At 63.5% G+C, this 22,043-nt stretch carries 19 protein-coding genes; 7 read left to right on the top strand and 12 right to left on the bottom strand.

Going from position 1 to position 22,043, the window contains the following annotated elements:
- Positions 1 to 153: 153 nt before the first annotated feature.
- The 3 genes from Q0D44_RS06655 to Q0D44_RS06645 all read right to left on the bottom strand — a co-directional run bounded on the left by Q0D44_RS06655 (position 154) and on the right by Q0D44_RS06645 (position 1,990).
- Positions 154 to 534, bottom strand: coding sequence for a VOC family protein (locus Q0D44_RS06655; RefSeq protein WP_294134330.1), 381 nt, complete (start codon positions 532 to 534; stop codon positions 154 to 156).
- Complete coding sequence (locus Q0D44_RS06650) at positions 531 to 1,004, bottom strand: VOC family protein (RefSeq protein ID WP_294134328.1); 474 nt, start codon at positions 1,002 to 1,004, stop codon at positions 531 to 533. Before Q0D44_RS06650 ends, Q0D44_RS06655 begins: the two co-directional genes overlap by 4 nt.
- 110 nt (positions 1,005 to 1,114) lie before the next feature.
- Positions 1,115 to 1,990 (bottom strand): helix-turn-helix transcriptional regulator, encoded by an 876-nt coding sequence (locus tag Q0D44_RS06645; protein WP_294134325.1) that lies wholly within the window; start codon positions 1,988 to 1,990, stop codon positions 1,115 to 1,117.
- 153 nt (positions 1,991 to 2,143) lie between these two features.
- Here Q0D44_RS06645 and Q0D44_RS06640 point away from each other — a divergent pair, with 153 nt between their 5' ends.
- The 4 genes from Q0D44_RS06640 to Q0D44_RS06625 are packed head-to-tail and all read left to right on the top strand — an operon-like array spanning position 2,144 to position 6,409.
- On the top strand, positions 2,144 to 2,962 hold the full coding sequence (locus Q0D44_RS06640; protein ID WP_294134323.1) for an SDR family oxidoreductase: 819 nt from the start codon (positions 2,144 to 2,146) through the stop codon (positions 2,960 to 2,962).
- Between the two features lie 14 nt (positions 2,963 to 2,976).
- Positions 2,977 to 3,987: an alcohol dehydrogenase catalytic domain-containing protein gene (locus Q0D44_RS06635; RefSeq protein ID WP_294134321.1), complete on the top strand. Its 1,011-nt coding sequence runs from the start codon at positions 2,977 to 2,979 to the stop codon at positions 3,985 to 3,987.
- Positions 3,984 to 5,246, top strand: a complete 1,263-nt coding sequence (locus Q0D44_RS06630; RefSeq protein ID WP_294134319.1) for an MBL fold metallo-hydrolase — start codon at positions 3,984 to 3,986, stop codon at positions 5,244 to 5,246. The genes Q0D44_RS06635 and Q0D44_RS06630 overlap by 4 nt, the downstream gene beginning before the upstream one ends.
- Positions 5,246 to 6,409, top strand: a complete 1,164-nt coding sequence (locus tag Q0D44_RS06625; RefSeq protein ID WP_366009132.1) for a sulfotransferase — start codon at positions 5,246 to 5,248, stop codon at positions 6,407 to 6,409. The genes Q0D44_RS06630 and Q0D44_RS06625 overlap by 1 nt, the downstream gene beginning before the upstream one ends.
- A gap of 31 nt (positions 6,410 to 6,440) precedes the next feature.
- On the opposite strand, the gene Q0D44_RS06620 is transcribed toward Q0D44_RS06625, so the two are convergent.
- From Q0D44_RS06620 to Q0D44_RS06610, 3 genes are all read right to left on the bottom strand, one after another.
- Positions 6,441 to 7,352, bottom strand: coding sequence for an SDR family NAD(P)-dependent oxidoreductase (locus Q0D44_RS06620; protein WP_294134313.1), 912 nt, complete (start codon positions 7,350 to 7,352; stop codon positions 6,441 to 6,443).
- Positions 7,353 to 7,467: 115 nt separating this feature from the next.
- Complete coding sequence (locus Q0D44_RS06615; RefSeq protein WP_294134311.1) at positions 7,468 to 8,616, bottom strand: MaoC family dehydratase N-terminal domain-containing protein; 1,149 nt, start codon at positions 8,614 to 8,616, stop codon at positions 7,468 to 7,470.
- 17 nt (positions 8,617 to 8,633) lie between these two features.
- On the bottom strand, positions 8,634 to 10,199 hold the full coding sequence (locus Q0D44_RS06610; protein ID WP_294134308.1) for an AMP-binding protein: 1,566 nt from the start codon (positions 10,197 to 10,199) through the stop codon (positions 8,634 to 8,636).
- Positions 10,200 to 10,346: 147 nt separating this feature from the next.
- Here Q0D44_RS06610 and Q0D44_RS06605 point away from each other — a divergent pair, with 147 nt between their 5' ends.
- Entirely contained in the window at positions 10,347 to 11,168 is an 822-nt protein-coding gene (locus tag Q0D44_RS06605) for an IclR family transcriptional regulator (RefSeq protein ID WP_294134306.1), read from the top strand.
- Between the two features lie 116 nt (positions 11,169 to 11,284).
- Here the strand turns inward: Q0D44_RS06605 and Q0D44_RS06600 are convergent, their stop codons facing one another.
- The 5 genes from Q0D44_RS06600 to Q0D44_RS06580 form a co-directional block, all read right to left on the bottom strand.
- The gene (locus Q0D44_RS06600) at positions 11,285 to 12,874 is read right to left on the bottom strand and encodes an SMP-30/gluconolactonase/LRE family protein (protein ID WP_294134304.1); all 1,590 of its coding nucleotides are present in this window, start codon (positions 12,872 to 12,874) and stop codon (positions 11,285 to 11,287) included.
- A 1-nt stretch (position 12,875) separates the two neighbouring features.
- The gene (locus Q0D44_RS06595) at positions 12,876 to 14,291 is read right to left on the bottom strand and encodes an aldehyde dehydrogenase family protein (RefSeq protein ID WP_294134301.1); all 1,416 of its coding nucleotides are present in this window, start codon (positions 14,289 to 14,291) and stop codon (positions 12,876 to 12,878) included.
- A 105-nt stretch (positions 14,292 to 14,396) separates the two neighbouring features.
- Positions 14,397 to 16,184: a thiamine pyrophosphate-binding protein gene (locus Q0D44_RS06590; RefSeq protein ID WP_294134298.1), complete on the bottom strand. Its 1,788-nt coding sequence runs from the start codon at positions 16,182 to 16,184 to the stop codon at positions 14,397 to 14,399.
- Entirely contained in the window at positions 16,181 to 17,557 is a 1,377-nt protein-coding gene (locus Q0D44_RS06585; RefSeq protein WP_294134295.1) for an aromatic ring-hydroxylating dioxygenase subunit alpha, read from the bottom strand. The genes Q0D44_RS06590 and Q0D44_RS06585 overlap by 4 nt, the downstream gene beginning before the upstream one ends.
- A gap of 100 nt (positions 17,558 to 17,657) precedes the next feature.
- Positions 17,658 to 19,487: an NAD(P)/FAD-dependent oxidoreductase gene (locus tag Q0D44_RS06580; protein ID WP_294134292.1), complete on the bottom strand. Its 1,830-nt coding sequence runs from the start codon at positions 19,485 to 19,487 to the stop codon at positions 17,658 to 17,660.
- A gap of 166 nt (positions 19,488 to 19,653) precedes the next feature.
- On the opposite strand from Q0D44_RS06580, the gene Q0D44_RS06575 reads away from it, so the two are divergent.
- Together Q0D44_RS06575 and Q0D44_RS06570 are read left to right on the top strand one after the other, a co-directional pair.
- Positions 19,654 to 20,499, top strand: a complete 846-nt coding sequence (locus tag Q0D44_RS06575) for an SDR family oxidoreductase (protein ID WP_294134288.1) — start codon at positions 19,654 to 19,656, stop codon at positions 20,497 to 20,499.
- Positions 20,500 to 20,509: 10 nt separating this feature from the next.
- Entirely contained in the window at positions 20,510 to 21,355 is an 846-nt protein-coding gene (locus Q0D44_RS06570) for an alpha/beta hydrolase (protein ID WP_294134286.1), read from the top strand.
- A 3-nt stretch (positions 21,356 to 21,358) separates the two neighbouring features.
- Here the strand turns inward: Q0D44_RS06570 and Q0D44_RS06565 are convergent, their stop codons facing one another.
- Entirely contained in the window at positions 21,359 to 22,030 is a 672-nt protein-coding gene (locus Q0D44_RS06565; RefSeq protein WP_294134278.1) for an SDR family NAD(P)-dependent oxidoreductase, read from the bottom strand.
- Positions 22,031 to 22,043 lie beyond the last annotated feature (13 nt).

Here is a 22,043-nt window from a genome sequence, read left to right as displayed (position 1 = left end):
CGAATCATGCTGTCCGGCTGGGCGCGATCATCATTGTGCTTTTGTGGGGGTTGTTATGCCCGATAATCTCGGCTTGCGGAGTCGCTAATGAACAGGGGTGTTTATATATCGCCGTCGCGATTCTGACGCGATTTATGGCCTGTTTTCTAGTGGCTAGTCGGGAGGGCCGAAGCGGAAGATGACCAGCTTGTTGCCATCCAGGTCGCGGAAGTAAGCGCCGTAGAAGCCGTTGGGATCATCGCCCCGGATGCCGGGCTTGCCTTCGCACTGGCCGCCAAGGTCAATCGCCTTGGCGTGGACGGCATCGACCAGCGCGCGGCTGTCGGCCTGGATGCCGATCTGGTTGCCGTTGCCGGGCGAGGCGTCGCCAGCGAAGGGCTTGCCGATCAGCAACATGCCGCCGTCGGCCGCCTTGTAGGCCACGACGTCGGGCCGGTCGAACGCGCGGACCGCGCCCAATAGCGCGGCCAGTTCGTCATAGAAGCTTTTGGCGCGATCAAGGTCGTTTGTGCCGAAGCGGGCCAAAGTGATCATGCGGGTCGTCCTCCCATTGCGGCCCAGCGATCAGGGACCATCCATACATATTCGGTATAATGGCCAAGCCATGGCCGGGTATCGAGATAGAGAAATTCCAGCATCCCCGGCGTGCCGCCTTTCAGGACGACGGGAAAGGGTTGCCGATCGACCCGCGCGAGGAAAGCGTCCCAATCATCCACCAATTGGCAGACATGATGGAATGTCAGGCTGTCATCGGCGTGCAGCGCGTCGCGATAGAGCGACAGGACATCGCCTTCGATCGGCTGGATCAGTTCACACTGCAGGTCGCCGACCCAGACGAAGGCGAGTTTCTGCACGCCGACGCCTTCGCCCTGCGGGGTCCACAGATTGACCGAGACTTGCGTTTCCAAAAGGGTGCGGATGTCGGCGCGTTGCTTGAATTCCGCAACAGCCTTGTCGACGTTTCGGGTCACATAGGCGTTTTGATAATGGCGTCCGACGATCATCGTCCTGCCCTCCCCTGATCTGTCATTTTGTTATCCTGACAGTGAGTTGGACAATGTTAGGCGGTTTTTCCAAGACCGGTTTATGTCGGTATCCAGACATACTATCTTGGTCAGGCCACAGGTCGGAGCTGGCGCTGGCGGAATTGGCGCGGGGTGGAGCCGGTGGCGCGGCGGAAGGCGAAGGCGAAGCTGGAGGGGGAGGCAAATCCCAGTGCAAAGGCGATTTCCTTGACGCTTTCGCTGGTCGCCAGATGCCGCTTGGCCATGTCGATGCGAGTCTGGGCGATATGGTCGCCGATCGAATGGCCGCGCGAGGCGCGAAACCCGCGGGTCAGCTGGCGCGGGGACATGTTGCACAGGGTCGCCAGCTCCTCCAGTGCGGGGGGCGGGCCGGGCTGGTGCAGCCGTTCGTCGATGCGGCGCAGACGCCATGAGGCTAGGCCGCCGCTGATCGGTCCCTCGGCAATCGCCTGACAATAGCGGGCCACTTCGATCGCCAGCTGCTGGGCGATGAGTTCGGCCAGGGTCGCGCTACCCGAACCGGGATGACGCACCTCTTGCGCCAGTCGGAGCAGGCAGGCGCGCATATGCGGGTGGGCGATGTCGAGGCCCGCCGCCAGCCGCCGGTCGGTCCATTCGATGCCGCCATCGTCCAGCCAGCGGTCGATAGCGGCGGCAGGAATCTCGCACACCACCGACGCCTGCCGCCCGCCCGATTCACTGCGGATATGGATCGCTTCGCCCGGCGGCACGAGGAAGATTTCGCCCAGCGGCTCGTAACGATGCGGTCCCCAGCGCTCGCGATAACAGCCGCGCGCCTTTTCTGGCCGGGGGGTCAGGCACAGGTCGAGCCAATAATGGTCGGTGCGGCGAAACAGCCGGTCGGTCGGCTGTTCCAGACGCAGCCGCATGATCCGCACCTGCGCCGAAGGGACGATCAGTTCCGCCTCGAACATGGATTGGGCGTAGGTTTCGATTGGCGACACTCCCCTCTCCTCCCCTGTTTGGTCTTGGCCCTATCGGTGGATTATGGCCTGATATCTACAGTCAGGTCAATTGCGGGGCTGCCCGTGCTGGCCGACAATCGCCCCGGCAGAATGACCGTCAGCGGGCGGCGATAGTTCATAGGAGAGCGACAGGTGGCGGGTCTTTTCGACTGTTCGGACAAAGTGACGCTGGTGACTGGCGGCAATGGCGGCATTGGTCTGGGCTTTGCACGCGGCGTCGCCAAGATGGGTGGCAAGATCGCCATCTGGGCGCGTAACGCGGAGAAGAATGAGGCGGCCAAAGCGGACCTGCTGGCAGCGGGCGCAAGCCGGGTAGAGACCTATCAAGTCGATGTGGCGTCGGAAGAGGCGATCATTGCGGGCTATGCGCAACTGCTCGCCGATTTCGGGCGGGTCGATTGCGTATTCGCCAATTCGGGCCGCGCATCGCGCAGCCGGTCAGTGCTGACGCTGGATTCCGCGGAATGGCATGACCTGATGGCGGTGAACCTGCACGGCGCTTTCTTCACCCTGCGCGAAGGGGCCAAGGCCATGGTCGCGCGGGCGGAAGCGGGCGATCCAGGCGGGAGCCTGGTCTATTGCGGCAGCCTGTCGATGTTCCACGGGATGCCGGGGATCAACAATTATGCCGCGTCCAAGGGCGGCATGGGCGCAGCGGTGCGCGGCATGGCGGCGGAACTGGGCAAATATGAGATCCGCGCCAACAGCATCGCGCCCGGCTATGTCAAGACGGGCATCGGCGGCGATCAGGGCATGACCGAGGAGATGAAGGCGCGCATGGCGGCTGTGGACGCGCATTTTTCCGCCAAGACGCCGATCCACCGGCCCGGCGCAATCGAGGATTTCGAGGGGATCGGCGCCTATCTCTGCTCCGACGCTTCGCGCTTCCATAGCGGCGACACGATTGTGATCGACGGCGGCAGCCTGATCTATCCCCCCTACGCTTTCTGATCGGAACTGCCCTCATGCGCCTGCTCACCATCCATGACGTCAACGATGTGCGACTGGACCCCTATGAACGGCCGGAAGCCGGGCCGAAGGATGTGGTCGTCAAGATGAAGGCCTGCGGCATTTGCGGCAGTGACCTCAGCTACATCAAAAATGGCGGCATCCCGACGCCCGGCAAGCGCACCGCGCTGGGCCATGAGGGCGCTGGCGAACTAATGTTCGTGGGTGACGAGGTGACTGGCGTGTCGGTGGGGCAAAGCGTCATCATCAACCCGATGATGACGCCCAGCTATATCGGTAGCGGCGGGCCGGAGGGGGCGTTTACCGAGGAATTGCTGGTGCGCGACGCCCGGCTGGGCGACAGTCTGCTGCCCATTCCCGACGGCATCCCCTATGATGTCGCGGCGATGTGCGAGCCGCTGTCGGTCGCGATGCATGGGGTCAACCGGGCGCAGGCCGAGGCGGGCGACAAGGTCGTGATCTTTGGCTGCGGGCCGATTGGGCTGGGCATGATCCTGTGGGCCATCGATCGGGGTTGTGACGTGATTGCGCTGGATCTGGCGGAGGAAAGGCTGGAGCGGGCGCGGGCGCTGGGGGCGACGACGATCAATCCGGCCAGCGAGGATGCGATCGCGCGGATCAAGGCGATCCACGGCACGGTCATGGTGTTCGGGCGGGAGAAGTCGCTGACCGACGCCTATATCGACGCGGCGGGTGCGCCATCGATCCTGCATGATGTGGTGACGCTGGCCAAGACCCATGCGCGCCATGTCATAACCGCCGCCTATCTCAAGCCCATCGAACTGCCCGCCGGGCCGATGCTGACCACCGAAATGACGATCACCACGGCGGTCGGTTACCCGACCGAAATGCCCGATGTGATCGCCGCGATGCCTCGCCTGAAGGACAGGATCGCGGCACTGATCAGCCACACATTGCCGTTCGACCGGGTGATTGAGGGGCTGGACATCGCCGCGCGGCCACAATCGGCCAAGGTGATGATCGAATTTGAAAGCGCGCGCGCATGAGCGAGAAGCAACAGACGCCTCTGGGGGCGCTGGTGATGGCGGGTCAGGGCCAGACCGAGGCTGAACGCATTGCCGACGGCATCTTCATGGTGAAGGATATTTCCAACGCCTATCTGGTGACGACGGGCGATGGCGACCTGCTGGTCAATACCGGCTTTCTGGGCAATGGCGCGCGCAACAAGGGGCTGTTTGCCGCGCATCGCACCGGGCCATTGCGGCGGATCATAGTGACGCAGGCCCATGCCGACCATTATGGCGCGCTGCCCGACCAGAAGGAGGACGGCACGCAGGTCATAGTCGGGGCGGGCTTTACCGAGACGGTCGATTATTTCGACCGGCTTGCGCCGTTCCTCGGTCGCCGGTCGGGTAAATTATGGGCTTCCATGACCCGGCGCGACGGGCCGCCGCCCAAGCCGCCGGTGATCGTGCCGGATGTGGAGGTCGCCACTACGCTGGCGTTCGAACAGGGCGGCCGCCGGTTCGAGGTGGTCAAGACGCCGGGCGGCGAAAGCCTGGATTCGGTATTCGTGTGGATGCCGGGCGAAAAGACCCTCTTTACCGGCAATCTGTTCGGCCCGGTGTGGCGGGCGATGCCCAATCTGGTGACGATGCGCGGCGACAAGCCCCGGCTGGTGCGCGCCTATCTGCGATCGGTCGAACAGGTGCGGGCGCTGGGCGCGGAACTGGTGATTACCGGCCATGGCGATCCGATCCGGGGGGCGGAGACGATCCGCGCCGATCTCGACATGATGCACGCGGCGGGCAGCTATCTGGAGCGCGAGACGATCGCGGGGATGAATGCGGGCCGGACGGTGCAGGATCTGATGCGCGAGATCGCCCTGCCCGCAGACCTCAAGATCGGCGAATTTCATGGCAAGACCAGCTGGGTCGTGCGCGCCATCTGGGAGGAAAATGGCGGCTGGTTCCATTATGCCGATGGCACCACGGCGCTCTATGGCGTGCCGCGGTCGGCGGTGAGTGCCGATCTGGTCGAACTGGCAGGTGGCGCAGGCGCGATTGTGGGCCGCGCCCATGTTCATGCGGCGGCGGGACGGCCCTTGGAAGCGCTGCACCTGCTCGACATCGCATTGGGCGTGACGCCTGACCATGAGGCGGGCCTTACGGTGCGCAAGGCTGCGCTGGAACAATTGCTGGCCGCGAGCGGCAGCACCAACCTGTCGGAAACCATGTGGCTGAAGGCGGAAATCGCCGAGACGGACAAGCGCCTCGCCAGCCATGCACAGAAGGGAGAAGGATGATGACCACCACCACCGCAGGGCTGGACGCCGATGCACTGATCGCCGCCGCGCGGCAACAGACGGGCCTGACCGATCTGGGCGATGACGCGATATTGGAGGGGCTGCATGTCCTGATCGACGCGATCAACCGGGAAGCCAAGCTGACCGAGGCGGCGCAGGGTCGCTGGGCGCAGCAGATTATAGCGACGCTGGCGAACCGCTTGCAGGTCGAGGATTATCTGGCCAAGCATCCTGCGCTGCTGGACGCGCCGGTCGAAAAGCCGCTGTTCGTATTCGGCCTGCCACGCACGGGGACCACGCTGACGATCAATTTGTTGAACGCCGATCCGGCGCGGCGCTGCTTCCTGCGCTGGGAAGCGTTCAACAGCGTGCCGCCCGCGGCCAAGGGCGCGCTGAGCAGCGATCCGCGCTATGTTGCGGAACAGGCACGGCTCGACATGATGCTTAAATATGCGCCGCATATTTCAGCGATGCATCATGAGGATGCGGACAGCCCGACCGAGTGCCAATTCTCGATGGCACCGTCCTTTTGCGCGCAATATTATGACTCGGTCCTCAATATTCCGAGCTATCAGAAGTGGTTGTTCTCCACGAGCTATCTGCCTGCCTTCCGCTATCAGAAGCGGCTGTTCCAGCTGTTGCAGGCGAATAATGGCGGCCAGTGGACGCTCAAAAATCCTTGGCATCCGCTGTTCCTCAACGACCTGACCACTATTTATCCCGACGCGCAGCTGGTGATGACCCATCGCGATCCCGCCGATGTCGTCGCGTCGGCGTGCAGCCTAGTGTATCAGGTGCGCAAGATGTTCAGCGACGATGTCGACCCGGTCGAGGTGGGCAAGTCGCAACTGCGCACCTTCGACCTGATGATCGAACGGATGCTGGCCTATCGCGAGAAGCATGGCGCGGAGTCGATCCACGACATCCAATATGACGCGCAGCTGCGCGATCCGATCGGCGAGATGAAGCGGCTCTATGCGCGGTTCGACAGCGAGCTGACGGCGGAGGCGGAAGCCGCGATGCAGGCGATGCTGGACGCCAATCCGCAGGGCAAGCATGGCAAGCACAGCTATGACCTGGCCGATTACGGGCTGGACCGCGCGGGCATCCATGCGCATTTCAAGGATTATACCGAGCGGTTCGGGATCAAGTGTAAGGTTTGAACATTCCTCCCCTGTAAGGGGAGGATGAGAGTTACCCCGCCCGCGCCATCGCGAAACAATAGCGCAGATGGTCCATATGGCCGTCAGGCACGGGCGGGAAATGGAGCGCGTCGTCGGTGGCGCGAATGGTATCGAGATTGTCGGCGACCTGTTCGATGGTCCAGTCTGGGCGGAACATGCCTTTCGTTTCCATCGTATAGGCGCGGGCGACGCGACCGGCCATGGCGATCAGCATTTCGCCCGACACCGCGCAATCCTCATGCGCGAGATAGCCGACCGTGGGGGCGACCAGGTCCGGGTCCATCGGCGGATAGGCGCTGGTGTCGAGGCCATCGGCCATGCGGGTGACTGCGCCGGGCAGGATGATGTTGCTTTTGATGTTATGCGCCGCACCCTCGATCGCGGCGACGTTGGACAGGCCGGTCATCGCGGCCTTGGCCATGGAATAATTGACCACGCCCGCATTGCCATAGAGGCCGTTGATCGATCCGGTCAGGACGATGCGGCCATAATTGGCGGCGGTCATGTGCGGGAAGGCGGCCCGCACGACGTGAAAAGCGCCGCGCATATGGACGTCCAGCACCGTCTCGAAATCGGCATAGCTCAAATCATTGAGTGATCCGCGCCGGACGATGCCCGCATTGTGGATGAGAATGTCGATGCGGCCATAATGAGTCATGGCGGCGTCGATGATCGCCTGCCCGCCCTCCGGCGTCGCGACGCTGTCGGTCGAGGCGATGGCATCGCCCCCGGCGGCGCGAATTTCGTCGACCAATGCCTGGGCGGGCGCGGCATCGCGCCCCTCCCCCTGCATCGACACGCCCGGATCGTTGACGATCACCTTCGCGCCGCGCGCCGCCAGCAGCAGCGCATAGGCGCGGCCCAGCCCCCGGCCTGCCCCGGTGATCGCGGCCACCCGGCCGTCAAAGCGCATTTCGTCCATCCTGCGATCCTCTCAACTCACTTTGGCCCGATCTTAGCGGTACGGACGCAACGAAAAAGGGCCGCCGCCGCATATCGCTGCGGCGACGACCCTTTCCTCCCCTACCCCTAGAGGATCAGGCTGGCTTGCTGGGCAGTTCGGCGATCGATGTGCCGAAGGCCGAGACTTCACCGCGATGGGTGGTCGCCTGCTGCTGGATTTCGACGAGCTTCTTGCCGTTTTCCTCAAACTTGCGGATCACGCTGCCGTCGATGTAGATCGCGTCGCCATCGGGATTGTGGCGGCGGATCTGGCACTTGCTGCGCGTCAGGAAGCCATCGTCACCGATCCAGTTGGTGATGTGGTGGGTCAGCCAGCTGCAACGTTCTGGACCATAGTCATAGGCGCCGGGCGCGCCGACTTCGAGCGCGAAGGCTTCATCCCAGTGAACGCGCTCCGGGCAATCCGGCACGTTGAAGCGGTTGCGGATACCCAGGCCCGGATGTGCCTGCTGCATCTGGTTGGCGAGCTTGTTGGCGCGGATGTAGAGGCCGCCCCAGCCTTGAGCATAGCAGATGAAGCCGGTGACCGTCATCGGTCCCTTCATCATGCGCGGCAGTTCGTCGCCGACATTCACATCTTCCCAATAGCGGGGAACGGAACCGCGAATTTCCTCTTCCTGATACAGGCGGGTGAATTCAGCCAGTTCTTCCTCGGTATATTGCTCCACGCGGCCACGCGCTTCGGTATATTTGGTGCCGCGTTCGCGCGCTTCGTCGCGGTCGGTGCGGAACACCCAGCTGTCGCCTTCGGCCACCTTGTCGCCCGACTGGTTGAAGAAGTCGACATGATAGATCTGCTGGAACGAACGGCCGGCAAATTTGGTCTGATGCTCGACCAGATCCTTGAGATAGGCCTCCGTGCGGATCGTGTCGTTGCGCAACACAGGCTTGTGCCAGGTCCAGTCGGCACCCGCCCACATGGCATGGACGCCCGACAGGCCACCGCAATAGCCCGAAATGATGCGGCTGGTGGTGAAGAGGAAGCTGGGCAGCGCGACGACCGAGCCGTACTTGGTCTTTTCGGCATAGGCCGGGTCGCACCACAATGGGTTATCGTCGCCAATGCCATGGGCATAGTGACGGATTGCATCGCGGGTCGCTTCATAATTCCACGGTTCGACGGTATTCTCGATCTTGACGCCAATGCGCTTGCGCAGATCGTCGAGGCCTTCCTCGGTGATCTTGGGGAATTTATTGGTGGGGGCTTCCGCCAAAGTTGCCATATTTCTTCTCCTAGGGTTCAGTTGACGAGTTCGGCTGCTTTTGCAGCCTCACGATCTCGAAGGATTTTGCGGTGGACCTTGCCCGCCGGGGTCTTGGGCAGCTCGGTCACGAATTCGACCACGCGGGGAAATTCATGCTGGGCGAGTTTTTCGCGGGTGAAGGTCTGGAGTTCCTTCACCAGCGCGTCGCCGCCATCGACATTGGCGATGACGAACGCCTTGACCACCTGCCCCCGCTGCGGATCGGGCACGCCGATGACGGCACATTCCAGCACGGTTGGATGCTTGAGCAGGGTGTTTTCGATCTCCACCGCGCTCATCGTCCAGCCGGCCGAAATGATGACATCGTCGGCGCGGCCACGATGGTAGAAATAGCCGTCGGCGTCGATCTTCGCGCGATCCTTGGTGGTTTCCCACTTGTCGCGCCGCCACAGCATCAGTTCGCCAATTTCGCCGGGGTCGGATGGGGTGCCGTCGGGGCGCTGAACCTGCAGTTTTTGGCCCGGCACCGCCTTGCCCAGTGAACCGGGCTTGACGGTGAAATCGTCGGCACCGGGATAATTGACCAGCACCACGCCGATTTCGGTGGTGCCATACATGGAGCAGGCGGGAACCTTGAAATAGGTGTCGATAAAGTCGAGCGTTGCCGGGTCGATCGGCTCGCCGGTGTAGGACAGCTTCTTGAAATGGAAGCTGTAATCGCCTGCCTTGCCGCTATTCTTCATCATGCGATAATGGGTCGCGGCAGCCGACATGTTGGTGATGCCATAATCATCCAGCGCCTTCATCAGCCGCACCGGATCGAACCGGCCGGCAAAGGTGCCGGTCGTCACGCCCATGCCCAGCGGGGCCAGCGTGCCGTGCCACAATCCATGACCCCAGGCGGGCGAGGAGGGGCAGAAAAATTCGTCGCCCGGACGGATGCCAGTGCCGTAGAGCGCGGCAAACATCAATGTCACCAGTGCGCGGTGGCTGTGCTTGACGGCTTCGGGCAGTTCGCGGGTGGTGCCGGACGTATATTGGAACACGGCCAGGTCGTTCGCTTTGGTTTTCGGCGTGTAGGTCGCGGGGTATTTCTCAATCTCGTCGAGCAGGCCATCGTCGGCGACGACGACGCGTGGGCCGTTCATGCTGCGGGCAAGGTCCGCCTTTTCACTGTTGGTGATTAGGATCGTCGGCTTGCAGTCGTCGACCCGCAGGCGCAGCGCGTCAGGACCGAACAAAGTGAAGAGCGGCACCGAAATCGCACCGGTCTGCATCGCCCCGAACAGGCAGACATAGAAGGGCAAGGAGGGTTCCAGCATGAAGGCTATGCGTTCGCCGGGTTGAACGCCCTCTGCATCGAGCCAATGGGCAAAGCGCGCAGCGCCGGCCGAAATCGTGTCGAAGCTCAATATTTCGTCGCGGCCATCAGCGTGCGCGATCCGCACCGCTGCGCGGCCCGATCCATCGGCATGGCGGGTAATGCACTCATGCGCGATGTTCATCTCTTCGCGGTTGCCGTCGAACAGCTCCCACGGCGCATTGGACGTCGCATGGGCCTGCGCATCGGCATAGCTGCTATAGTCGGTGAGCTTCACCATCGCATATATCCATTCACTATATCGAACGAGCTTTTGGCCCGTCTCCACGGTGACTGGTGGATGTCACATCGACTCATCTGTTGTAAATGGTGAATGATGTTCGATATTTTGAATGACAGTCGATCGGCGGTGCGATAGGGATGGGGCATGAGCGATCCCCAGCCCCCTGCCCGCCCCCGGCCGCCCTCCACCGTGCGCAAGGTCGCCAACGCGGTGAAGGACAGCAAGGCGCCCGCCATCACCCGCGCCGCCGCGATCCTGCGGCTGCTGGGCAAGAGCGATCGACCGCTGGGTGTCCAGGCGATCGCCAAGGAATTGGGGCTGGTCCCCAGCACCTGCCTCTATGTGCTGCGCGCGCTGACGGAAGAGGAACTAGTATCCTTCGATCCCGACACCAAACGCTATGCGCTGGAGGCGGGCGTGCTGACGCTGGCGCGGCACTGGTTGCGGCGCGACCTGTTCAACGATCTGGCACAGCCCCATCTCGATCGACTGGCGGGGCGTTTCGGCCTGACCATGTTGGGTGTGCAGGCGGTGGGACTGGATCATATGATCGTCGTCGCCATGGCGCAGTCAGGCAGCGGGTTCCAGCTCAGCACGCAGGTCGGGAGTCGTTTTCCGGCGCTGATCAGTGCGACGGGGCGCTGCATCGCGGCGTTCGGTGATTATCCGGTGGCGGAGTTGAAGGCGCGGTTCGACCAGTTGCGCTGGGACGATCCGCCTGCGTTCGATGATTGGATGGAGCAGTTGCGCCGGACCCGCGAACAGGGATTTGCGGTCGATGAGGGGCAATATATTGCGGGCGCGACCGTGGTGTCCGCGCCGGTGTGGAAAGGCGCGGGAAGGCCGGTTCATGCGCTGGTCGCGATTGGCATCGGCGCGGCGCTGGGGCGGGAGATTGGCGCGTTGCAGGCGGCGCTCGTGGAGGCGGCGGATGCTCTGTCGGGGCAGCTAGGCGGCGGCGCTTAGCAGAAAATCCGTTCGCTTCGAGCGTATTCGAGAAGCACCGCGCGCAGGTTTCTCGACGTAGTTTATCCTGAGCGCCTGCCGCAGGCGGGCAGTCGAAGGGCTCGAAGCGAAGAGGTTTATGTGGCGGGGCGTAGCGCCAGCACGCTGCCTTCGGCGTCGCCCGACAGATAGAGGGTGCCGTCCGGCCCGGCGGTGAGGCCGCAGAAATTGATCATCGGTCCGGCCATGTCGCCGATCGGTCCGAGATATTTGGGGGTGATGCCGACAGGGGCACCGACCGGCAGATGGGTTGCGATGGTGCGTTGCGCGCCGCTGGCGGGATCAAGTGCGATCAGCGATTTCGTCTGAGTGTCGACGACATAGAGGCTGCCGTTGCTGATCGTGATGCCTTCGGGGCGGCCAAGCCCTTCGGCGACCGTTTCAGGCTGGCTGCCCTGTTGCAGCCTGACGATGCGGCCCTTGCCCGCTTCGGCGACATAGGCGGTGTCGCCATTCACCGCGACGCCCATTGGCTGGTCAAGGCCGCTGGCGATTTCGCGCACCGCGCCATTGTCGGCGACATGCACCCGCCCGCTGCCCTGTTCGGCAAAGACGATCGCGCCGGCGGCGTTGACTGCGACGCCCATCAGCCGGTCATGGCCGTGGCTGATGAACTCGCTGGCCCCCTCCCCCGGTCGATAGCGCGCGAGGCTGCCGGTGCCGGTGGTGACGATCCATTCGCCCAGGCGCGCCCCCGGTGCCACGCCGCGCATATAGCCGGGGCAGCCGGGATAGAAGATCATGCCCGCCAGTTGGGGGGCGTCGCCGGGGCGCAGCGTGTAGCCGAAGGTGCCATCGGCGACGAAGATCGTCCCATCCCCGTCCACCGCCAAGCCAAGCGGCCATTGCAGTGCGCGCGGGACGACGGAGCGGACCTTGCCGTCGCCCAGCAACTCTGTGATCTCGCCGGGGATGCTGGACACGAAGATGCGGTCGCCGATGAAGCTGACATTGTCGAGACCGGGACCTAGGTCTGCCAGCACTTCGCGGGTGCCGCTGACCGGGTCGATGCGCAGTACCTGACCGCTGGCGACCTGGGTGGTGACGATCCGCCCCTTGCTGTCGAACTTGACCGAATCCGGCACGCCCAGATCGCCAGCGACGACTTCGGGCGCACCGCCGTTGAGGTCCACGCGCCAGATTTCATTCGCGCCCATGACGGGAAAATAGAGCTTGCCGTCCGGGCCGACCTGAAAGGCGTTGGCCATGGGGATATTGTCGAGGATGAGGCGTGGTGCGCCGCCGTCGAACGGCAATTCCATGATCCGCGCACCCATGCGACATTCGCCCGCGATCAACCGGCCCTGATGCCAGGTGATCGGGTTGGCGACGGGCATGTCGCCATGGATGATACGCGCCTGCCCACCAGGCGTCAGCATCGACACGCGGCCTTCGGTGATTTCGGTGAGGTAGAGATTGCCTGCCTCATCGAACACCAGATCGTCTGGCGCGACGATATCGCCGCCCATCGGGCTGATGGTCGAGATGGTGCCACTGTCGACGTCGATTGCGCTGACCTGGCTGCCGCCGACCTGCGCGACATAGAGGCGGCCATCCGCGCCGGTGGCGAGACCGTTCGCGCCATAGAGGCGGCTGGGCGGGGTGAGCCGTTCGAGGCTCCACCCCTCCCCTGCCGTCATACCGCTACGCGCGATCCGGCCGTTCATGTCAGGCGTAACCCAGCATGGATTTGACTTCGAGATATTCGTGGAAGCCAAATTCGCCCCATTCGCGCCCGTTGCCGCTGCGCTTGTAGCCGCCAAAGGGCGCGTGGAAATCAAAGCCGCCATTCATGCTGACCCAGCCGGTGCGCAGGCGACGGGCGACCGCGTGGACCTGCGCGGTATCGAGGCCGTTGACATAGCCGGCGAGGCCAAATGGGCTGTCATTGGCGATGGCGACCGCATCGTCGATGTCATCATAGGGAATGATGACCAGCACCGGGCCGAAAATCTCTTCGCGCGCGATGACCATGTCGTTGGTGCCAAGGAACACGGTCGGGCGGACGAACCAGCCCCGCTCGATGCCGTCGGGGCGACCGGGACCGCCCGCAATCAGGGTCGCGCCTTCGGCCACACCCTTGGCGATATAGTCCTGAATGATGTTGTACTGCGCCTTGGACACGACCGGACCCATGGCGACATCGCCTGCCGGATCGCCGACGGTGACGGCGTCGGCCGCAGCCTTCGCCGCTGCGAGGGCTTCGTCGAGACGCCCGGCGGGAACGAGCAGGCGCGATCCGGCGCTGCAGGTCTGGCCGCTATTGCCCATCATGCCCGCGGTTGCGCCAGTAACGTTGTCCGCCAGCGCCGCGTCGTCGAGTACGATGAACGCGCTTTTGCCGCCCAGTTCCAGGCCGACGCGCTTGACCGTGGTGGCAGCATCCTTCTGGATTTGCACGCCGACCGGTTCGGAGCCGGTGAAGCTCACCATATCGACATCTGCATGGGTCGAGAGCGCCGTGCCGATGACGCTGCCCTGGCCCTGGATCATGTTGAACACGCCGGCGGGAACGCCCGCCGCGTCGATGATTTCGGCGAGAATCTGGGCGGAGAAGGGGGCGAGCTGTGGCGGTTTGAGGATCATGGTGCAGCCGGTGGCGAGCGCGGGAAAGACCTTTACGCAGGTCTGGTTCATCGGCCAGTTCCATGGCGTAATGAGGGCGCAGACGCCGATCGGTTCGCGACGGATCATGGTCGCGCCGCGCAGTTCCTCAAACGCGAAATGTTCCAGCAGTTCGATGGCGGTCTGGAGATGGCCTGCGCCAAGCCCGACATGGAAACCGTTGGCCAGGCCCGATGGCGCGCCCATTTCCTCCCGGATGGCTGCGCCCAGATCAGGCAGGCGGCGCTGATATTCGGCCTGGATCGCGCGGAGCAGGTCAAGCCGCTGTTCCCGCGTCGTTTCCGACCAGGCGGGGAAGGCGCGGCGGGCGGCGGCGACGGCCTTGTCCACGTCCGCTGTCGAACCCAGCGCGATGTGGCCTGCAACCTGCTCGGTCGCCGGGTTGATGACCTCGGCGGTTTTGGGTTCGACCGGATCGACCCACTGGCCGTCAATGTAGAATTGCAGATGGTCGCGCATGGATTGGCCTCCTCTGGAGTAGTCGAGGGGTGTCTCGACAATGATAGCGAGACACCCCTCCGTCTGCGCTACGCGCAGCCACCTCCCCTTGCAGGGGAGGATGTTTTACTGCGTGCCTTCGGCGTACCAGGTACGGAATTCGGCATATTTGGGCATTTCTTCCGAATTCGCCTTGGGGTCGATCACGACATGGACCACCCCCACCTTGCCGCTGGCATAAGCGCGTTCGATGGCGGGTTTGATGTCCTCCGCGCGGGTCACATATTCGCCGTGGCAGCCAAAGCCTTCGCCAATCTTGTCGAACCGGACATCCTTGCTCCAGTGGGTGCCGGTTTCTTCGGTGCCAGGGCCAAAGGTGCGCTTGTACACGCCGACTTCCAGACCCCATTGATTGTCGACACCAATGACGCAGACCAAAGGCAGCTTGGTGCGTGCGGCGACTTCCAGTTCGGCGATGTGGAACATGAAGCTGCTGTCCGACGTCAGCAACATGCCGGGACGGCTGACCCCGGTCGCTGCCCGATCCGCCAGCATCGCGCCGGTGGCATAGGGGATGCCGGTGCCGATATGCCCGAAATTCTGGTTCCAGATGACGTCGTTGGGCTTGCACTGCGAATAGGTCCACTGGAACACCACGCCCGCGCCGCCATCGCGGATCAGGATGCCGTCCTTGGGGAAGGCTTGGGTCGCTTCCACCGCCAGCCGCGCCGGGTGGATGGCGACGTCGCCGCTGCCGTCGCTCTTGGTCAGCGATTCCGCCGCCAGTTCGTCCAGCTCGGCCTGACCGTCCCGCATGAAAGCTTCCAGCATCGGGGCGGGTGCGCGCGGCGTGTCCTTCAATGCTGCGACCAGTTGCGGCACGACGCCGCGCAGATCGCCGACCAGCGGCACGTCGATCGGGCGGTTGACGCCGATCGCCGACGGATCCTGCTCGACATAGATCCACTTACGGATCGCTTCATTCTTCATCCAGTAGCGCCATTTGCCGAAATGGACCGGCTCGCCCAGTTCGGTGCCGAGCGCCAAGACGAGATCGGATTCCGTTACCGCCTCGATCGACGCCTTGGAGAATACATATTGGAAGGTGCGATCTTCCAGCCCCTTGATGTAGCTGGTGCCGCCAGACGTCTGGATGACGGGGCAGTTCATGAGGTCCGCCAGTTCCTTGACCGCCGCGCCGGAGCGCGAGGTGTGGACGCCATGGCCGACCAGCAGGATCGGGTTCTTCGCCGCACGGATCAGGTCAGCAGCTTCCTTCACCCGGTCGATGTCCGCCCCCTGATTGACCAGGCGATAGCGTGCCGGCACCAGCGGCGCGGGCAGGTCCAGTTCTTCCAGGATGATGTGGCTGGGATATTCGATATAGACCGGGCCGGGCGTGCCGCCCATCGCCTTGCGGATGCCTTCGCGGATCACCTCGTCGGTCTGGTCAGCATATTCGATCGATGCGGCATATTTCACCGAATTTTCAAACAGCGGCATTTGCTTCACGAACTGGATGCGGCCACGGCGGACGCGCTGTTCGGTGACGCGGGCGCGCTGGCCCGACAGGAAGATGACCGGCGAATGTTCGACCAGCGCGCACTGGATGGCGGGCGCCATATTGGCGATGCCCGGCCCCAGCGTACCGATGGCAACGGCGGGCTTGCCGGTGATGCGCGAGGCGGCTTCGGCCATGAAGCCGGCGGCAGCTTCATGGTGCGGGGCCACCACGGTCCAGCCGCGCCGTTCCGCTTCCAGGAACATATGGACGAAATTCGGGTCGGGAATACCGAACAGCGTATTGATGCCTTCGGCTTCGAACAGGTCGAGGACGCGCTTGTAAACCGGGGTGCCCGGCTTGCCCGATGCGGTCACAGCGGCAGCGGCGGGCTTGGGATCGTCATAGCTCATTTCAGGTGCCTCGGTGCGCCCGTACCCATGTACGCGGCTAGGTTGCGGTGAAAATTGGTGATCTTGCGTTCCTGATGCGGATTGGGCAGCGGCCCGCGGAAACCGCGCGACTTCATCCCCTTCTGCACCCATTCCATGTTGGAAAAATCCTGCGCCAAGACAGCGCCCCAGCCTTCGGCGGTCGCGGGCGCATTGTCCCATTGCGTCTGCGGTTCTTCCCCTTCAGGGAAACGCTCGATCGCGTAGGATTCAAAAATGCACATATTGGGATCGTCGCCATAGGGGCGCGTGCGATAGCAAAGCGCGAAGGTGATCCCGTGCAGCACCGACATGTTGGGAAAGATGTTCCAGGCAAGGCCCGCTTCCGACATGATTTCGGGCGGAATTTCCGGCCAGATGACGCCGCGCGCCGCATCGTCAGCCTTGGCCGACTTCATCCAGTGGGCGATGACATCGGCAGGCGGCGTGCCTTCGGGCAGTTCGTCGACCAGGCGGCTGGCGGCATTGACCAGCGTCTCGGTAGAGGCCGCATAGTTGAGCGTTTCGTAATTTTCGCGGATCAGTTCGTAAGTCGAGCGGCGCGGATCGTCGCCCTTGCCCGCGCGAGTCACGCTGCTGCTCTGGCTCATGCTGAAGGCCGGGTCGCGCTGGTCGAAGCCGCTGACGCCGTGCAGGCCATAGGCGGCGCTATAGGCGTAATAGTCACCATAAGCGAGCAGCTGGCTATGGGTGCCAGCGACATGATAGGGTTCCATGAACGCTTCGAGCGCGGTCTTCCAGTTGGCCGGATAGACGACCCATTTGCGCCATTTGTAGCGCATCTTGTCCAGTTCGAAATGCGACAATATGCGCCCGGCATCGCCCAGAAATGCGTCCAGCGGCTCTGCATCCATATCCATATGGACCCAGACCCAGCCGCCCCATGTGTCGACCTTGACCTCCGACAAATGGGTGCAGTCGGGCGTCAATGCGCCCTGCCAGTCCTGCGGATCGAGAATATAGGTGTTGTCGCCTTCGATATCGAAGGTCCAGCCGTGGAAGCCGCAGATGAAATTCCTGCGTCCGTTGCCGCGCACCGAATGGACGGTGTCAGGCGTATTGACCAGCTGACGGCCGCGATGCGGGCAGACGTTGAAATAGGCCTTCAGCCGGTCTGGCGCGGTGCGCACGATGATGATCGAATCGTCGCAGATATTATAGGTAAGCCAGTCGCCGACGTTCGGTAATTCTTCGACCCGGCACGCCATCTGCCAGACCTTTGGCCACAGATATTCCTTCTCCGCCGCCGCATAGTCCTTCGACAGGAACCCCTCGGTCGGATAGGTCAGTGGCTTGGTCAGATCGTCCACATCGATGTTGGTCGGGCTATTCATGCCATCCTCTCGCATCCTGATCCCGCGCGTCCGAATATCGCGACAGACAGGCTTGACCCAAGTGAAAGCGGGACGCGCGGTGACATCATCCCCCCGGCGATCATGACCGCAACTCCATGCCCGCCAGATCGCCCTTTGCGCGCCACTCCTCCAGCAAGGTCTGGAACGCAGCCCAGCCCGGCCCGTAGCTGCGGAACAGCGCCCAGGGGGCTTTTACCTGTCCTTCATTGGTGAAGTAGCTGGGGGTGCATTCGATCTGGAAAGCGGAGGTGTCATATTCCACCTCGTGAAAATGCTGGACATAGGCGTCCTGCGCTTCCCTGCTGGTTTCGACCGAGCTTGCGCCCTTTTCCATCGTCGCATGGATGATGTGGGCGATATGCTGCGCCTGCCGCCCGAACTGTTCGGTGACGCTGGCATTGAGGCCGCCCTGAATATAGCCGATGAAGAACTGGTTGGGGAAACCATGGGTCATGGTGCCGTGCAGGGTCAGCGGACCATCAGCCCAATGATCGTAGATGGACAGGCCGCCCCGCCCCTCCACCACGTCGATGCCCCAGCGCCGCTTGAGGTCGCTGGTGACTTCAAAACCGCTGGCGAAGATCATCGCATCGACTTCATATTCGACGCCGTTCGACACGAAGCCCTTTTCCGTCATCCGTTCCAGCCCGCGCGAATCCGCGACGTCGATCAGCTTCACATTGGGCTGGTTGAAGGCCGCGTAAAAATCGTTGCTGGACAGCGGGCGCTTGCACAGGAAACGATACCAAGGCTTGAGCGAGGCGGCGGTCGCCTCGTCCTTCACCATCTCATCGACGCGCGCGCGCAGCCGTTCCATGACGCGATAATCCACCACTTCGCGCCGGGCCATAAATTCTTCAGGCGAGAGTTGCGGCCAGCCTTCGGCTTCCAGCTCGGCGTGGAGGTTGCGCGCGATTTCGGTCCAGATGTCGCAGATCAGATCCTGTTCGCCGGGCATGAAAAATTCCATCGCGGCGCGGTGGAAATTGGCCTGCCGCTCCGCCTGCCAGCCCGGTTGCAGCGATTCCGCCCAGTCGGGATCGGTCGGCGGATTGGGCCGTTCGTCCACGGTCGAAGGCGTGCGCTGGATGACGTAGAGTTGCTCGGCGTAGCGGGCGAGATGCGGCACCGCCTGGATCGCGGTGGCACCCGTGCCAAGGATGGCGACGCGCTTGTCGCCCAGCCTGTCCAGCACAGGATTTTCGTAACTGCCGCCAGTATAGCCATAGTCCCAGCGGGCGGTGTGGAAAATCTTGCCCTTATACTGGTTGATCCCTTCGATCCCCGGCAGCTTGGGCATGTTGAGGACGCCGCAGCCCATGATGACGAAGCGGGCGCGGAATTCGTCGCCCCGGCTGGTGGCGACGCGCCAGCGCTGAATGCCCTCATCCCATTTCAGCGCGGTGATGAGGGTGTGGAACAGGGCGCGGTCGTGAAAGCCGAATGTCTGCGCGATCTGCTTGATATAACCCTGAATTTCCGCGCCATCGGCGAATTTCTTGGACGGCATGAAGCCGGTTTCTTCGAGCAGCGGCAGATAGCAATAGGCGTCATTATCGCACTGGATGCCGGGATAGCGGTTCCAGTACCAGACCCCGCCAAAGTCGCCGGCATGGTCGATATTGCGGAAATTGGTGACGCCCTGTTTGGTCAGATGATAGCTCGCCAGCACGCCGGCAAAGCCCGCGCCCAGCACCAGCACGTCCAGTTCCTCGACGATCCGATCGCGCGGAACGACGGGCTGATGGGGATCCTCGTCATAGCTGTGGGTCGTGTCGTCGGTCGTGGGCTGATATTGCCCCTGCCCGTCGCCGCGCAGCCGCTTGTCGCGCTCCTCGCGATATTTTTCGCGCAGCGCAGGGATATCGAATGTATCGGGCGCTGGCGTCCGCGTGGGCTTGCAACTCATATCCGCTCCATGGATTCGATCGTTGCCGGGAGTTAATCAACACTACTGTTCATTTGCAACGCAGAGCGCCCGGTTAGCGCTGTGGCGATCTTTTCGCGCCGCCCCTGTTTTGCCCGCCTCGCCTCGCGCTAGAACCGCGACCGACAAGAGAATGAGAGGACAGAGCATGGCGCAACCGCTAATGAGTTTTGAGGGGCGCACGATCATCGTCACCGGCGCCGCCGGCGGCGGCATCGGCACCGCGACGACCAGGATGCTGGCGCAGGCGGGTGCCACCGTGATCGCCGCCGGACGGACGCAGGCCAAGTTCGACGCGCATATCGCGCCGCTGATTGCGGAAGGGTTGGCGATTGTGCCGGTGATTGCCGACGTTGGCACGGACGAGGGTGTGTCGAAGGTGATGGAGGCGGCGCTGGCCGCGCCCGGCACCCTCTATGGCTTGGCCAATGTCGCAGGCGGGGCCGCGCCGCAGACCTGGATGCGGGCGGAACGGGTGACGCGGGCGGACTGGCGCGCGCTGTTCGAGCAAAATCTGGAAACGATGTTCTTCATGAGCCAGGCGGTGGCGCGGGAGCTGCGCGCGCGGGGCAATCCGGGCGCGATCGTTGGCGTGTCCTCGATCAGCGGGCTGAACACGGCCCCCTATCATATCGCCTATGGCACGGCGAAGGCGGCGATCGTTGCAGCGACGCGCACGCTGGCGACCGAGTTGGCGCTCGACAATATTCGCGTCAACACGGTGGCCCCCGGCACCACGATCACGCCGGGATCGGGTGCCTATATTGACGAGGATGTCGCCCGCGATCAGGCCGCCATCGCCATGGGCCGCCGCGCCCAGCCGGAGGAGCAGGCCGGGGCCATCGCTTTCCTGCTGTCCGACCTGTCGAGCTATATCACCGGGCAGACCATCCTTGTCGATGGCGGGCTGAACCTGAAATGGACCCATTTGGGGGCGGACAATACGTCGCTGTTCCTGAAGAATGAGGATTTCCGCGCGGCGATAAAGGCGTAAAGCCAGTGCCATGAGCGCGATCGAACGACTGACCCTGCGCGGCGCAGGCCTGGACCTGGCTGCCGATGCGACCGGCCCTGTGGACGGGCAACCTTTATTGTTTCTGCATGGCAGCGGGCAGACGCGGCAAAGTTGGGGCAAGGCGCTGGTGGAGGCCGCGCGGCATGGTTTTCGCGCGATCAGCCTGGATTTGCGCGGCCATGGCGACAGCGATTGGTCGCCGGACGGGCGCTATGATCTCGACCTGTTTGCCGACGATCTGCGCGCCGTGCTGACGCAGTTGGAGCGACCGCCGGTGGTGGTGGGCGCGTCGCTGGGCGGCATCGTCGGGATGATGGTGGCGGCGGCGGACCCGACTGCACTGCGCGCGCTGGTGCTGGTGGACATTACCGCCCATGTCGACATGGAAGGCGCGAACGAGGTGATAGCTTTCATGAGCGCGGGTGCGGACGGCTTCGCCTCGATTGAGGAGGCAGCGGACGCCGTGTCCGCCTATCTCCCCCATCGCGACAAGCCGCGCAGCAGCAAGGGGCTGGCCAAGAATCTGCGCCAGCGGGGTGATCGCTGGTACTGGCATTGGGACCCGGCCTTCATGTCGATGGGCGCGGACGTGAAGCAACATGCCGAGGGACCAACCGTGATGGAAAGCGCGGCGCGTGGCCTGACCATCCCCACACTGCTGATCCGGGGCGGGCGCAGCCGTATCGTCACCGAAGAAGGCGCGCGGGCCTTCATGGAAATGGTGCCGCACGCCGACTATGTCCATATCGACGGCGCCCACCATATGGTGGCGGGCGACGCCAATGATGCATTCAACGACGCGGTGTTCGCCTTTGCAGACCGGCAGGCGGGGTAAGCATTACACCCGCCCCGTTACCGGGATCAGCGCGCCTGTGATCGGCGTGGCGTCTGCCGACAGCAGAAAAGCCACCACGCCCGCAAGCTGCGCGGGCGACACCCATTTCGCATAATCCGCGTCCGGCATGTCGGCGCGGTTGGCGGGCGTGTCGAGGATGCTCGGCAAGATGGCGTTCACGCGCACGCCTTCGTCCTTCAGTTCCTCGGCCAGGGCCTCGGTCAGGCGCGCGACGCCGGACTTGGATGCGGCATAGGCACCCATCCCCGCCCCAGCCTTGACCGATGCCGCCGCGCCGATGTTGACGATCGCCCCCTGATTGGCGCGCAATAGCGGCAACAGCGCGCGGCTGGCGATCAGGGCGGTGCGGACGTTCATGGCATAGAGCCTGTCCCATGTCGCGACGCTGCCATCCGCCACGGTTTCCCAAGCGAAACCGCCCGCGATATTGACCAGCCCGTCGAGCCGTCCAAGCTCGCCTTCGATCCGCGCGGCCGCTGTGGTCATAGCCGCCTCATCGGTCAGGTCCACGCCGCCGAGCGCCAATGCAACGCCATCGGGCGCTACATCGCCGAGGTCGATACCGACCACGCTCCACCCCGCAGCGCTCAATATCTCGACCGCCTTGCGTCCCAATGCACCCGCCGCGCCCGTAACCGCTACTATGCCTGCCATCGCCCTACCCTTC

Origin of the sequence: Sphingobium sp., from assembly GCA_023266575.1 — a bacterium.
In the GTDB taxonomy this organism is placed as follows: Bacteria; Pseudomonadota; Alphaproteobacteria; order Sphingomonadales; family Sphingomonadaceae; genus Sphingobium.
This window is presented reverse-complemented; position numbering and strand designations above follow the sequence as displayed.